A 13853-nucleotide genomic window follows, 5' to 3' on the forward strand; every position below is an offset into this window, starting at 1 on the left:
TTCAGACATGGATCGCCGAATCTTCGGGCTGGAGAACGAGTACGGCGTCACCTGCACGTTCCGTGGACAGCGGCGGCTGTCTCCGGACGAAGTGGCGCGGTACCTCTTCCGCCGAGTCGTGTCCTGGGGCCGCAGCAGCAATGTCTTCCTGCGCAACGGCGCCCGGCTGTATCTGGATGTCGGTTCACACCCCGAATACGCGACGCCGGAGTGTGACAACGTCACCGAGCTCATCACCCACGACAAGGCGGGTGAGCGCATTCTGGAAGGGCTCCTCGTCGACGCCGAGCGCCGGCTGCACGAAGAGGGGATCGCCGGCGATGTCTATCTGTTCAAGAACAACACCGATTCCGCCGGAAATTCCTACGGCTGTCACGAGAACTATCTGGTGGCCCGGCATGGGGAGTTCTCCCGGCTGGCCGATGTCCTCATTCCGTTCCTGGTCACCCGGCAGCTGATCTGCGGAGCGGGAAAGGTGCTCCAGACGCCGCGCGGTGCGGTGTTCTGCGTCAGCCAGCGTGCCGAGCACATCTGGGAAGGCGTCTCCTCCGCGACCACCAGGTCCCGGCCGATCATCAACACCCGGGACGAACCGCACGCGGATGCCGAGCGCTACCGCAGGCTCCACGTCATCGTCGGCGACTCCAACATGTCCGAGACCACCATGCTGCTGAAGGTCGGTGCCACCGATCTGGTGCTGCGGATGATCGAGGCGGGGACGGTGATGCGGGATCTCACCCTGGAGAACCCGATCCGTGCCATCCGTGAGGTCAGCCACGACACCACGGGCCAGCGCAAGGTGCGGCTGGCCACCGGACGGGAGGCCTCCGCGCTGGAGGTGCAGCAGGAGTACTACGAGAAGGCACTGGACTTCTGCGAGCGCCGCGGCATGCGCACCGGCATCACCGAGCAGGTTCTGGAGCTGTGGGGCCGCACCCTGGAAGCGATCCGCGCCCAGGAGCTCGACAAGATCAACACCGAGATCGACTGGGTCATGAAGTACCAGCTGATCGAGCGGTACCGGGCCAAGCACAACCTCACCATGTCCCACCCGCGGGTGGCCCAGATAGACCTCGCCTACCACGACATCCACCGTCGCCGCGGCCTGTACTACCTATTGGAGCGCAAGGGCCAGGCCCAGCGGATCTGCAACGACCTGAAAATCTTCCAGGGCAAGTCCGTGCCGCCCCAGACCACCCGGGCCAGGCTGCGCGGCGACTTCATCCGGCGGGCCCAGGAGCAGCGCCGGGACTTCACGGTCGACTGGGTGCATCTGAAGCTGAATGACCAGGCGCAGCGCACGGTGCTGTGCAAGGACCCGTTCCGCTCGGTGGACGAGCGGGTGGAGAAGCTCATCGCCGGAATGTAAACCGGGAATAGCGGGACGGAGGTCGTAGGCTGGGCGGGACCAGCGGGTCCCCCCCCGTCCGTCCCTAGCTGAGTTGGACTGATGATCCCTACGCAACGAGTGCGCCGTGTTGTGACGGCGCTGGCAGTCCCGGCCATTCTGCTGACCGCAGCCGCGTGCGGCTCCGAAGACTCCTCGTCGTCGGGGCCGCTCGCCACGGTCTCGGGCAAGGCCGGTGAGCAGCCCACCATCGAACTCGACGAGGACGCCGGGGTGACCGAAACCTCGGTGGAAGTGCTCAGCGAGGGCGACGGCGCGCAGGTCAAGCAGGGCGACATGCTCGGCATGGACGTGATCGGCAAGACCCCGGGCGGCGAGAGCGACCTGGTCAACACCTGGATGACCCAGGACGGCCAGTCCACCACCTCGGACGACCCGGGCGCCCCGCCCCGGCCGCAGCTGGTGACCCAGGCGGGCGTGGAGTCGGCGCTCCCCGAGGCCATCACCGAGCCGCTGATCGGCACCCCGGTCGGCAGCCGCGTCAAGATCGAGGGCACCGCGGGCGACCTGCTCGGCGACACCGCGGACGCGGTCGGCCTGGACAAGAGCCAGGCCCTGGTGTGGGTCTTCGACATCAATGTCGCCATCGACCCGACCACCACCGCCGAGGGCGAGCAGGCGCCGGTCGAGGAGGGCCTGCCCGAGGTCGTGGCGGAGGGCCAGGAGCCCGCCACCATCACCATCCCCGAGGGTGACGCGCCGACCGAGCTGCGCGAGCAGACCCTCATCGAGGGCGACGGCGCCGAGGTGCTCGCCGGTCACACGCTGTTCGTGCAGTACACGGGGGTGAACTGGGACGGCGGTGAGAAGTTCGACTCGTCCTGGGACCGCGACGGCGGGGCCTCGTTCCAGATCGGCGGCGGTCAGGTCATCTCCGGCTGGGACGAGACCCTGGTGGGCAAGCACGTCGGCGACCGTGTGCTGATGGTGCTGCCGCCGGACAAGGCGTACGGCGAGGCGGGGAACGCCAGCATCCCGGGCAACTCGACCCTGGTGTTCGTCGTGGACATCATCGGTGTCGCCTGAGCCCGTAGGCTTTCGTACGCACCATCGACATGATCGTTCCTAGGAGTGAATTCGTGAGCATCGACAAGCCCGAGGTCGATTTCCCCATCGGCGACCCGCCCGCCGACCTGGAGATCAAGGACCTCTGGGAGGGTGACGGACCGGTCGCCGAGGCCGGCGCCACCGTCGCCGTGCACTATGTCGGCGTCTCCTTCAGCACCGGCGAGGAGTTCGACGCCAGCTGGAACCGCGGCACCCCGCTGAGCTTCCAGCTCGGCGCCGGCCAGGTCATCCCCGGCTGGGACCGCGGCGTGCAGGGCATGAAGGTCGGCGGCCGCCGGCAGCTGACCATCCCGCCGCACCTCGCGTACGGCGACCAGGGCGCCGGTGGCGGGCGGATCGCCCCGGGCGAGACGCTGATCTTCGTCTGCGACCTGGTCTCGGTCTGATCCCGGCAAGCGGTACCGTGGGCCCATCCCTCTGGGGGGATGGGCCCATTGCTGTGCTGTGGGGCAAGGACGAGGAAGGGGCGGCCCGTCGATGGCGATCGCCAAGGCCGAGCGGCTGATGAACCTGGCGCTGTGCCTGCTGGGCACCGGCCGCCCGCTGACCAAGCGGGAGCTGCGCACCTCCATCGAGGCCTATATCGAGGCCGGTACGGAGGACGCGTTCTCCCGCATGTTCGAGCGGGACAAGGACGATCTGCGCGAGCTGGGCATGGTCATCGACACCGTGGAGTCCCTGGACGGCGAGATCGGCTATCTCGCCCGCCGGGACCGCAACCGGCTGCCACCGCTGACCCTGGACGCCGAGGAGGCCGCCGCCCTCGGCCTGGCCGCCAAGGTGTGGCAGCAGGCCAGGCTGGCCGGCGCCGCCAGCGGCGCGCTCCAGAAGCTGCGTGCCGCCGGGATGCCGCTGGCCGGCGCCGAGCAGGAGACCTTCAGCGCCCTGGAGCCCCGCATCCCCGCGGGCGAGGCCGCCTTCGAGCCCCTGATGATCGCCTGCCGCGACCGGCGCCCGGTCACCTTCGGCTACCGCAAGTCCAACGCGGCCCATCCCGAGCAGCGGCAGGTGGAGCCCTGGGCGCTGGAGTGCTGGCGCGGACACTGGTACCTGGCCGGCTTCGACCGGGACCGCGGCGCCGAGCGTGTCTTCCGGCTGTCCCGGATCAGCGGTCGGGTGCGCTCACGCAACGGCGCGTTCACCGCCGAGGTGCCCGGCGTGGTCGCGGTACGGGAGTCGGTCGCCGAATGGGCGGGGGAGAGCGCCACCGGGCAGGCCAGAATCCGGCTGCGGGCCGGGGCCGGCTACCCGCTGCGGGCCCGCGCGACCTGGACCGGGGAGCGCACGGACGGCTGGGACGAGCTGGAGATCCCCCACGGCCACGGCCTGGGTGCCTGGCTGGTGGAATTCGGCCCCGATGTGATCGTGCTGGAACCCGCCGAACTGCGGGCCGACGTGGTGGACCGGCTGCGCGCCGTCGCCAAGGGATGAGGGGACGCGCACACCATGGCGACCAATGCCATCGACCGGACCCGGCGGATGCTGTCCCTGGTCACCTATCTGCGTGAGCGCCCCGGCGCCCGGGTGGACGAGGTGGCCCGGGCCTTCGGCATCTCACAGGACGAGCTGATCTCGGACCTGAGCGTGCTGCCGATGTGCGGCACCAGCTTCCGGGGCGGTGATCTGCTGGACATCGACACCGACGGCGAGCACATCTGGTGGTACAACGCGGAGGCCACCGGCTCCTCGGCCGGCGAGCCGCTGCGGCTGGCCGCCGACGAGGCCACCGCGCTGCTGGTCGCCGCCCGCGCGGTGGCCACCCTGCCGGGTCTGCGCGACGGCGACCGCGAGGCGCTGCTGCGGGCCACCGCCAAGCTGGAGGCGGCGGCCGGGGAGAGCGCGGGCGCCTCCTCGCGGCTGTCGGTGACCTTCGAATCCGAGGGCGAGGTCTTCGCCGTGGCCGACCGCGCGCTCACCGAGCGCCGCCGGCTGCGGATCCGCTACTACTCGCCGGGCCGCGACGAGCTGACCGACCGGGAGATCGACCCGGTACGGCTGTTCGCCGTGGGCCACACCTATCTGGAGGCGTGGTGCCGGCGCAGTGAGGCCCGGCGCACCTTCCGGCTGGACCGGGTCGCCAGCGTCGAACTCCTGGACACCCCGGCCGACCCGCCGCCGGTGGAGCCCCGGGACCTGAGCGAGGGGCTGGTGCAGCCGGCCGCCTCCGACCCCGAGGTGATCATCGAGGTGGGGCCCGGCGGGCGCTGGGTCGCCGAGTACTACCCGCACGACACCGCCGAGGAGCTGGCGGACGGCGGGCTGCGGATCACCCTGCGCACCCCCGACCCGGCCACGCTGCGGCGCCTCGCGCTGCGCCTGGGCGGCGACGGGCGGATCGTGGCCCCGGTGGAGCTGGCGGACAGCGCCCGGGAGGCCGCCCGCGCGGCACTGGAGGCGTACGACACGCTGGTCTGAGGCCGCGCCGGCGCGACCCGGGCGGGCGGCGGACCCGCCCGCGCGGGGTGCGCGGTGCGGTGGCGTAGGCTCCGCACCATGTTCTGGGCGATGCTCCATCTCACCCTGGCCGCCACCGGAGTCCTGGTGCTCGGCGTACTGGCCGTGCGGGTCGGTATCGAGGCCGCGCGATTCGGGCGGGCGGTGGGGGAGAGTACGGAGCGGATCGGCCGGGCCTCCGAGGAACTGGAGCGTTCGGCCGTACGGCTCGCCCAGGAAGTGCCCCGCCGTTAGGCCTACGCCCGGGCATTGCTTTGTGTTCACTCTTCAGCGTTACTATTACTCAGCTCGTGCGGGACGTTCACCGAAGCCCCGTCCGGCACGGCTGGCAAAATCACCCGCCTTCCCGGATGAGAGACTGGACGAAAATTATGGGCCAGATCAGTCTGTGGCAGATCCTTCTCGTCGCGGCCATCGTCGTACTTGTCTTCGGGTCGAAGCGGCTGCCGGACACCGCCCGCTCGCTCGGCAAGTCGCTGCGGATCCTCAAGAGCGAGACCGCCGCGCTGCGCAGCGACGGCAACGACACCGCGCAGAACGGCTCCGCCGGCGACAGCACCGCCCACAACACCGCCGAGCCGCAGCCGCAGCCGGCCCCCCGCACCATCCAGGCCGCTCCCGGCGACGTCAGCAGCGCCCGCCCGGTGGACGAGCCCCGGAACAACAGCCAGGGCTGACCGTCGCGCCGCACCAGCACTGACAGCCGGTGGCCGGAGCGGTTCCGGCTGCCTCGACGGATGAGGACGCAGGGGTGCCCAAGGCCGCCCAGAAGAAGGTGAAGGACCCGGAGGGGCGGATGCCCCTCACGGAGCATCTGCGTGAGCTGCGCAACCGGCTCGCGATCTCGGTGCTGGCCGTCTTGGTGATCACGATCGTGGCGCTCTTCTTCGCGAAGAGCATCATGAACTTCATCACCGAGCCCCTGCCGAAGTGCCTGGAGGCCGACACTCCGGACGCCACCGGCAGCCGCTGCGCCACCTTGATGCAGAGCGGCCTCACCTCGCCGTTCGCCACCTACATCAAGATCTCGCTGATGGTGGGCTTCGTGCTGGCGTCCCCGGTCTGGCTCTACCAGGCGTGGGGCTTCATGGCCCCGGGCCTGCACAAGAACGAGAAGAAGTACACCCGCGCCGTGGTGGCGGTGGGTGTGCCGCTGTTCCTGTTCGGCGCCTACTTCGCCTACTGGCTGCTGCCCCGCGCCATCCCGGTGCTGCTGAGCTTCTCCGCCGACGGCGCGGAGAACCTCGTCTCGGTGGACGACATCCTCGACATCACGGTACGGATGGCGGTGGCCTTCGGCTTCGCCTTCGAGCTGCCGCTGCTGCTGGTGATGCTCAATCTCGGCGGGGTGGTCAGCGGCAAGCGGATGCTCGGCTGGTGGCGCGGCATGGTGGTGGGCATCGCGATCTTCGCGGCCGCCATCACCCCCACCGACCTGATGTCGATGATCGCCCTCCAGGTGCCGGTCACCGGCCTGTACTTCCTGGCCACCGGCATCTCGCTGCTCAACGACTGGCGCCGGCGCCGCAAGGACCCCGAGGCGGAGCTGAGCGACGACGAGGCGTCCGACCTGGACCTGACGCCCTCCAGCATCGACCGCCCCGACGACATTCCGCCGCCCGGCCGCACCGGCTACGACGACGCGACCTGATCCCGCCGAGCGCGCGACGGTCTCCCCGCTGCCCCCGGCACCCACACGGTGCCGGGGGCAGCGGCACGATAAAGATCACCCCACTGTCGGCGGTGGCCGGTAGGCTCGACAGCACAATGACCGAGGACATGTCCCCCGCGCAGCGCTACTCCGCCGCCCGCAGGCGCGCCGTCGAGCAGGCCACCGCGTTCGCCCCCTTCCGTCAGATGTACGACTTCGATCTCGACGACTTCCAGATCGAGGCATGCCGGGCCCTGGAGGGCGGCAGCGGCGTCCTGGTCGCCGCGCCGACCGGTTCGGGGAAGACGATCGTCGGAGAATTCGCCGTTCATCTGGCCCTCACCCAGGGCCGTAAATGCTTTTACACCACGCCCATCAAAGCCCTCTCGAACCAGAAATTCACCGATCTGGCGAAGCGGTACGGAGCGGACCGGGTCGGCCTGCTGACGGGTGACAACAGTGTGAACGCCGACGCGCCCGTGGTCGTGATGACCACCGAGGTGCTGCGGAACATGCTGTACGCCGGATCCCAGGCGCTGGACGGCCTCGGCTACGTGGTGATGGACGAGGTGCACTACCTCTCCGACCGCTTCCGTGGCGCCGTGTGGGAGGAGGTCATCATCCACCTCCCGGAGTCGGTGACCCTGGTCTCCCTGTCGGCGACCGTCTCCAACGCGGAGGAGTTCGGCGACTGGCTGGACACCGTGCGCGGCGACACCCGCGTGATCGTCGCCGAGCACCGCCCCGTCCCGCTGTGGCAGCACGTGCTGGCCGGGCGGCGGATGTACGACCTGTTCGAGGAGTCCGGCGCCAAGCGGGAGGTCAACCCCGATCTGCTGCGGATGGCGCGCACCGAGGGCGCCAGGAGCTGGAACCGGGAGCGCGGCGCCGGCCGGGACCGGCGGCGGGCCGCCGACCGCGAGCGTGAGCGCCGGGCCCGCAACCGGGTGTGGACACCGAGCCGCGCCGAGGTCATCGACCGGCTCGACGCCGAGGGTCTGCTGCCGGCCATCACCTTCATCTTCAGCCGGGCCGGCTGCGAGGCCGCCGTGCAGCAGTGCCTGTACGCCGGGCTGCGGCTGAACGACGCGGCGGCGCGGCTGCGGGTGCGGGAGGTCGTCGAGCGGCGCACCGCCGCCATCCCGGACGAGGATCTGCGGGTCCTGGGCTACTTCGAATGGCTGGAGGGCCTGGAGCGCGGCATCGCCGCCCACCACGCGGGGATGCTGCCGGCTTTCAAGGAGATCGTCGAGGAGCTGTTCGTCCGCGGCCTGGTGAAGGCCGTCTTCGCCACCGAGACGCTGGCGCTGGGCATCAACATGCCGGCCAGGTCGGTGGTGCTGGAGAAGCTCGTCAAGTGGAACGGGGAGCAGCACGCCGACATCACGCCCGGCGAGTACACCCAGCTGACCGGCCGGGCCGGGCGGCGCGGGATCGATGTCGAGGGCCACGCGGTGGTGCTGTGGCAGCGCGGCATGGACCCGACCGCGCTGGCGGGGCTGGCCGGGGCGCGGACGTATCCGCTGCGCTCCTCCTTCAAGCCGTCCTACAACATGGCCGTCAACCTGGTGGGCCAGTTCGGCCGGCACCGTTCGCGGGAACTGCTGGAGACCTCGTTCGCCCAGTTCCAGGCGGACCGTTCGGTGGTCGGGATCTCGCGGCAGGTGCACAAGAACGAGACGGGTCTGGCCGGGTACAAGGAGGCGATGACCTGCCACCTGGGGGACTTCGAGGAGTACTCGCGGCTGCGCAGGGAGCTGAAGGACCGGGAGACGGAGCTGGCGCGCGAGGGCGTGACGCAGCGGCGGGCGGCCGCCGCCGCGGCCCTGGAGAAGCTGCGGCCGGGGGACATCATCCATGTGCCGACCGGCAAGTTCGCCGGTCTGGCGCTGGTGCTCGACCCCGGGGTGCCCGGCAGCGGGCGGGGCCCGTCCCGGCACCGGGGGATGGACGGGTACGAGGGGCCGCGGCCCCTGGTGCTGACCGTGCAGCGGCAGGTCAAGCGGCTGGCCTCGATCGACTTCCCGGTGCCGGTGGAGCCGCTGGACCGGATGCGGATCCCGAAGTCCTTCAACGCCCGCAGCCCGCAGTCACGGCGGGATCTGGCGTCGGCGCTGCGCACCAAGGCGGGGCACCACGAGCCGGGACGCAGCCGCAAGCAGCGGGCGGCGGCGGCCGACGACGCGCAGCTGGCGCAGCTGCGGCAGGCGATCCGGGCGCATCCGTGTCACGGCTGCGACGAGCGTGAGGACCACGCCCGGTGGGCGGAGCGCTATCACCGGCTCAAGCGGGACAACCGCCAGCTGGAGCGGCGCATCGAGGGCCGCACCAACACCATCGCCAGGACCTTCGACCAGGTGTACGCGCTGCTGTCGGAGCTGGAGTACCTGGACGGGGACCAGGTCACCGACGACGGGCGGCGGCTGGCGCGGCTGTACGGCGAGCTGGACCTGCTGGCGAGCGAGTGCCTGCGGGACGGGGTCTGGGAGGGCCTGGACCCGGCCGAACTGGCGGCCTGCGTCTCCGCGCTGGTCTTCGAGACCCGCTCGGCCGACGACGCGCCCGCGCCGGAGCTGCCGGGCGGGCGCGCCAGGGCGGCGCTGGGCGAGATGGTGCGGATCTGGGGGCGGCTGGACGCCCTGGAGGAGCAGCACCGCATCAACCAGGCCACCGGGGTCGGCCAGCGGGAGCCGGATCTGGGCTTCGCCTGGCCGGCCTACCGCTGGGCGCAGGGGCACTCGCTGGACGAGGTGCTGAGCGACGCCGACATGACGGCCGGTGACTTCGTGCGCTGGTGCAAGCAGATCATCGATGTGCTGGGCCAGATCGCGCAGGCCGCGCCGCCCGGTGGCACGGTGACCAGGACCGCCCACCAGGCGGTGGACAAGATACTGCGCGGGGTCGTCGCGTACAGCTCGGTCGGGTAGGCCCGCTCTCCCGGACCTTCGCCGGACCGTGCCCTGTCCTCCCCGGCCGGGGCGGCGCAGTGCCTCGGGTTGCCGTCCTCCCGGGCTCCCGGCACGGCGGCGGAGCGGCGTGACCCGGGCTCCCGGCACCGTGGACGCGGAAGGGACGGCCCGGAGCCGGCCGGCTACTCCGGCCGGTTCGCCAGGGTGGTGAGGAGCCGGTCCAGGGCGCTGCCCAGGCCCCAGCGTTCGGCGAGCGCGTCGAGCGTGCCGGGGTCGCGGGGGGTGCGGGGCAGCGTCGCGTCGTGGGCCGGCAGCCGGATGTCGGTGGCGACCCGTACCACCGTGGGGGCGACGGCCAGGTAGGGCAGGGCTCCCTCCAGCTTGGCGCGCTGGGAGCGGGTGAGCTTGGCCATCGGGTTGTCCAGCGCGGCGAGGACGCCGGTGAGGTCACCGAAGCGCTCCAGAAGGGTCGCTGCGGTCTTCTCGCCGATGCCGGGCACCCCGGGCAGCCCGTCGCTCGGGTCACCGCGCAGCACCGCCATCTCGGCGTAACCGGGGCCGTCCACGCCGTACTTCTCGCGCAGCGCGCTCTCGTCGAAGGCGGCGAGGTCGCCCATGCCCTTGACCGGGTACAGCACCCGCACCGGGCGCCGGTCGTCGATGAGCTGGAACAGGTCCCGGTCGCCGGTGACGATGTCCACCGGGACGGTGGCCCGGGTGGCGAGGGTGCCGATGACGTCGTCCGCCTCGAAGCCCGGGGCGCCGAGCCGGGTGATGCCGATGGCGTCCAGCACCTGCTCGATGACGGGAACCTGGGGGGTGAGGGTGTCCGGCACCTCCTCCACGTCCGGGTCGCCGCCCGGGGTGGTCTCGGCGACCCGGTGCGCCTTGTAGCTGGGGATCAGCTCCACCCGCCAGTGCGGCCGCCAGTCGGCGTCCATGCAGGCCACCAGGGAGTGCGGCCGGTGGTCGCGGACCAGCCGGCCGATGAAGTCCAGCAGCCCGCGTACCGCGTTGACCGGTGTCCCGTCGGGGGCCCGGACGGAGTCGGGCACCCCGTAGTAGGCGCGGAAGTAGAGCGAGGCGGTGTCCAGCAGCATGAGAGAGCGGGTCATGCTCGGATCATCCCCGATGGCACTGACAGGGCGGACCGCCACCCGCCGGTCGGGTACGGGGTCAGCCGGTGGCCGCGCGGACCAGCGCGGTCATCAGCCGGACGTCGTCGGCGGCCTCCGGGTGCCACTGCACGGCCAGTGTGAGGGCGGGCGCGGCGGGGTCCTCGACGGCCTCCACGGTGCCGTCGGCGGCGTGGGCGCCCGCGATCAGCCCGGCGCCGAGCCGCTGGACCGCCTGGTGGTGGTACGTGGGCACGGCGACGGGCCCGGGGAGGATGCCGGCCAGCAGGGTGCCGGGGACCGGGGTGACCTTGTGTTCGCCGAACGAGCCGGGCACCGGTCCGCCGTGCTCGTCCAGATGCTGGAGCAGCGTGCCGCCCCTGGCGACGTTCAGCAACTGCATGCCCCGGCAGATGCCGAGCAGCGGCACCCGGCGGGCGCCTGCCGCCTCGATCAGGGCCAGCTCCCACGCGTCCCGTTCGGCGGCCGGCGGACCGGTGCGCGGATCGCGCGCCGCCCCGTACCGCTCCGGAGCCACATCGGGGCCGCCGGAGATCACCAGGCCGTCCAGCCGGGCCACCGCCGCCCCTGCCGCCCCCGGCGCGGGGTCGGGGGGCAGCAGGACGGCCAGCCCGCCGGACCGTTGCACCTGCTGGTGGTAGCCGGCCGGGGCAAGTGCCGCGGGCTGCCGCCACTCCCGGTAGCGGGTGTCCGCCTCCAGATAGCTGCTGATGCCGATCAGCGGGGGTGTGCTCAAGGGGTGCTCCGTGCCGTGGAAGGGGGTCAGTCGCGGTCGGGGTCGCGGCGCAGTTCCGCCTCGGCCGCGGCGAGGGCCGCGAACTCCTCCTCCGGGGCCGCCGCGACCAGCCGGTGCCGAGAGTAGAAGGCGAAGTAGCCGATCGCCACTCCGTACACGCCCAGCGCGATCAGCGCCGCGTCCCGGTCCACCAGGAAGGTCGCCACCAGCGCGGCCAGTGCCAGGACGAACGCGGTGCCGGAGGTGAGCGTCCCGCCCGGGGTGCGGTAGGGCCGGGGGAGTTCCGGCTCCCGGCGGCGCAGCACGATGTGCGACAGACTCATCAGCGCGTACGAGAGGGCCGCGCCGAAGACCGCGACGTTCAGCATGGTGTCGCCGTTGCCGGTGGCGGCGGCCAGTGCGAAGCCGATCGCGCCGGGGATCAGCAGCCCCAGATACGGGGCCTTGCGGCGGCTGGTCAGGGACAGGAAGCGGGGCAGGTAGCCGGCCCGGGAGAGGGCGAAGAGCTGCCGGGAGCCCGCGTACACCAGGGAGAAGAAGGACGCCACCAGGCCGGCGAGACCCGCGTAGTTGATGAACCGGCTCAGGGCGGTCGGCTCGCCGTTGTCCTGGGCGGCCGTCACCAGCGGGTTGCCGGCGTCCGTCAGGGCGGCCGAGCCGCCGGCCCCGGCGGCGGCCAGGAACGTGAGCAGGGCGAGCACCGCGAGGATGCCGATCGCCCAGGCCATGGCGCGCGGCAGCGTACGCGCCGGGTCGCGGGCCTCCTCGGCGGCCAGCGGCACCCCCTCCACCCCCAGGAAGAACCACATGCCGAAGGGGAAGGCCGCCCAGATCCCGAGGAGTCCGAACGGCAGCCAGGAGTTGGCGCCGAAGGCATCGGGGTCGACGGGGATGTCGTTGAGGGAGCCCACCTGGAAGTCGCTGAGGGCGCCCAGGACGAAGATCAGCAGGGCGGCGACCGCGACGGCGGTGACCACCAGGGAGAACCGCAGCGCCTCGCCCACGCCCCACAGGTGGATGCCGATGAACACGACGAAGCAGCCCAGGTAGACGGGCCAGGACGAGGTGAGGCCGAAGAGGTTCAGGGATTCGACGTAGTCGCCGATGAAGATGGAGATGGCGGCCGGGGCCAGCACGAACTCGATGAGGATCGCGGTACCGGTGAGAAAGCCGCCCCAGGGGCCCAGCGCCCGGCGGGCGAACCCGTAACCGCCGCCCGCGGTCGGCAGGATGGCGGCCAGTTCGGCGGTGGCGAAGACCAGGCAGCCGTACATCAGGCCCATCAGCAGCGCGGCGATGGCCAGGCCGCCGAAGCCGCCCTCGGCGAGGCCGAAGTTCCAGCCCGCGTAGTCGCCGGAGACGACGTACGCCACGCCGAGGCCGGTCAGCAGCAGCGGCCCCGCGCTGCCGCCGCGCAGGGCGCGCTTGCGCAGATACGCCTCGCCCGTCCCGGAGCCAGGCGGTGCGGCCGGCGGTGCGGTGGGGGGTGCCTGGGCTTCGTCCGACATGGGGCCGCTCCTGCCTCGCGCACAATGGTTTGGCGGCATACCTTTGCCCCCGGAAGGCGAGCGGCGCAAGCCCCGTGCGTAAAACAGCGGTAAACAAGCGCGACGGCGGTGGCAGCGGTGGAAGCGGTGACGGCCAGGGGTCGGCGGCGGTCCGGGGGTCAGGTGAGAAAGCCGCGCAGCAGCGCGGCGGTGCCCGCGCAGTGCTCGCGGGCGATCTCCCGGGCCGCGTCCGCCTCGCCCGCCAGCACCGCCGCCACCAGCGCGGCGTGCTGCTCCTGGGAGTGCGCCAGGTTGCGCACCAGCAGCGGGATGCAGTCCAGCAGCGCGTTGAGTTCGGCCCGGACCGCCGCGTACTGGACGGCGAGCGTCGGTGAGCCGCTGAGTTCGGCCAGCGCCAGGTGGAGCGCGGTGTCGGCGCGCCGGTAGTCGGCGAGCGGTGCCTCCTGGGTGGCGGTCAGCGCGGCGCGCAGCCGCTCGGTGCGGGCCGCGTCGGGCGGATCGGCCGCGCACAGCCCGGCGGCCCCCGACTCCAGGACCTCGCGCAGCCGCAGCACGTCCTCCACGTCCACCCCGGCCAGCCGGCGGCGCAGTTCGCCGCGGGCGGCGTCCCTGGCGGGCTCGGGCCGCTCCCGCACGAAGGTCCCGCCGTACCGGCCGCGCCGGCTCACCACCAGACCCTCGTCCTGAAGGACCTTCAGCACCTCGCGCAGCGTGACCCGGCTGACGCCCAGCCGCTCGGCCAGCTCGCGTTCGGCCGGCAGCCGGCCGCCGCGCGGCACCAGGCCAAGCCGCAGCACCCGCAGTATCTGTTCGAGCGCCTCCTCGAAGCCGTTGCCGGCCCGTACGGGGCGCAGCGCGCCCGGCGGCAGGCCGTCGGGCGCCGCGGACCCGGCCCCGCTGCTGAAGTCGTCCATCGACCTACTTCCCAATCAATGGTCTGCACGGCTACCTTATGGCCTCCGGCTGTAGCGACAGGAGGCCGT

General features: G+C 72.0%; 13 protein-coding genes. 9 read left to right on the plus strand and 4 right to left on the minus strand.

Annotation, left to right across the window (positions count from 1 at the left end; translation table 11 throughout):
- Nucleotides 1–7: 7 nt before the first annotated feature.
- From pafA to H7827_RS26455, 9 genes are all read left to right on the plus strand, one after another.
- Complete coding sequence (pafA, locus tag H7827_RS26415; protein WP_386540773.1) at nucleotides 8–1369, plus strand: Pup--protein ligase; 1362 nt, start codon at nucleotides 8–10, stop codon at nucleotides 1367–1369.
- A 111-nt stretch (nucleotides 1370–1480) separates the two neighbouring features.
- Nucleotides 1481–2434, plus strand: a complete 954-nt coding sequence (locus tag H7827_RS26420; protein ID WP_386540775.1) for an FKBP-type peptidyl-prolyl cis-trans isomerase — start codon at nucleotides 1481–1483, stop codon at nucleotides 2432–2434.
- Between the two features lie 53 nt (nucleotides 2435–2487).
- Nucleotides 2488–2862, plus strand: a complete 375-nt coding sequence (locus tag H7827_RS26425; RefSeq protein ID WP_386540776.1) for an FKBP-type peptidyl-prolyl cis-trans isomerase — start codon at nucleotides 2488–2490, stop codon at nucleotides 2860–2862.
- Between the two features lie 91 nt (nucleotides 2863–2953).
- Entirely contained in the window at nucleotides 2954–3907 is a 954-nt protein-coding gene (locus H7827_RS26430; protein ID WP_200368310.1) for a helix-turn-helix transcriptional regulator, read from the plus strand.
- Between the two features lie 15 nt (nucleotides 3908–3922).
- Nucleotides 3923–4891, plus strand: coding sequence for a helix-turn-helix transcriptional regulator (locus H7827_RS26435; RefSeq protein ID WP_030727405.1), 969 nt, complete (start codon nucleotides 3923–3925; stop codon nucleotides 4889–4891).
- 78 nt (nucleotides 4892–4969) lie between these two features.
- Nucleotides 4970–5164: a hypothetical protein gene (locus H7827_RS26440; protein WP_030727402.1), complete on the plus strand. Its 195-nt coding sequence runs from the start codon at nucleotides 4970–4972 to the stop codon at nucleotides 5162–5164.
- 137 nt (nucleotides 5165–5301) lie between these two features.
- Nucleotides 5302–5607, plus strand: a complete 306-nt coding sequence (tatA, locus tag H7827_RS26445) for a Sec-independent protein translocase subunit TatA (RefSeq protein WP_030727398.1) — start codon at nucleotides 5302–5304, stop codon at nucleotides 5605–5607.
- A gap of 74 nt (nucleotides 5608–5681) precedes the next feature.
- Nucleotides 5682–6581 carry a twin-arginine translocase subunit TatC gene (tatC, locus tag H7827_RS26450; protein ID WP_386540778.1) on the plus strand — a complete coding sequence of 300 codons (900 nt, stop codon included), beginning with the start codon at nucleotides 5682–5684 and terminating at the stop codon, nucleotides 6579–6581.
- Between the two features lie 116 nt (nucleotides 6582–6697).
- On the plus strand, nucleotides 6698–9508 hold the full coding sequence (locus H7827_RS26455) for a DEAD/DEAH box helicase (RefSeq protein WP_386540780.1): 2811 nt from the start codon (nucleotides 6698–6700) through the stop codon (nucleotides 9506–9508).
- A 164-nt stretch (nucleotides 9509–9672) separates the two neighbouring features.
- Here the strand turns inward: H7827_RS26455 and H7827_RS26460 are convergent, their stop codons facing one another.
- The 4 genes from H7827_RS26460 to H7827_RS26475 form a co-directional block, all read right to left on the minus strand.
- Nucleotides 9673–10605 carry a 5'-3' exonuclease gene (locus tag H7827_RS26460; protein WP_432747604.1) on the minus strand — a complete coding sequence of 311 codons (933 nt, stop codon included), beginning with the start codon at nucleotides 10603–10605 and terminating at the stop codon, nucleotides 9673–9675.
- Nucleotides 10606–10666: 61 nt separating this feature from the next.
- Nucleotides 10667–11362 carry a gamma-glutamyl-gamma-aminobutyrate hydrolase family protein gene (locus tag H7827_RS26465; RefSeq protein WP_432747605.1) on the minus strand — a complete coding sequence of 232 codons (696 nt, stop codon included), beginning with the start codon at nucleotides 11360–11362 and terminating at the stop codon, nucleotides 10667–10669.
- Between the two features lie 26 nt (nucleotides 11363–11388).
- On the minus strand, nucleotides 11389–12870 hold the full coding sequence (eat, locus tag H7827_RS26470) for an ethanolamine permease (RefSeq protein ID WP_432747606.1): 1482 nt from the start codon (nucleotides 12868–12870) through the stop codon (nucleotides 11389–11391).
- Nucleotides 12871–13028: 158 nt separating this feature from the next.
- The gene (locus tag H7827_RS26475; protein ID WP_432747607.1) at nucleotides 13029–13784 is read right to left on the minus strand and encodes a FadR/GntR family transcriptional regulator; all 756 of its coding nucleotides are present in this window, start codon (nucleotides 13782–13784) and stop codon (nucleotides 13029–13031) included.
- Between the last annotated feature and the right edge of the window lie 69 nt (nucleotides 13785–13853).

The sequence above is a fragment of the Streptomyces sp. JH002 genome, from assembly GCF_050916115.1.
GTDB classification, from domain to species: Bacteria; Actinomycetota; Actinomycetes; order Streptomycetales; family Streptomycetaceae; genus Streptomyces; species Streptomyces xiamenensis.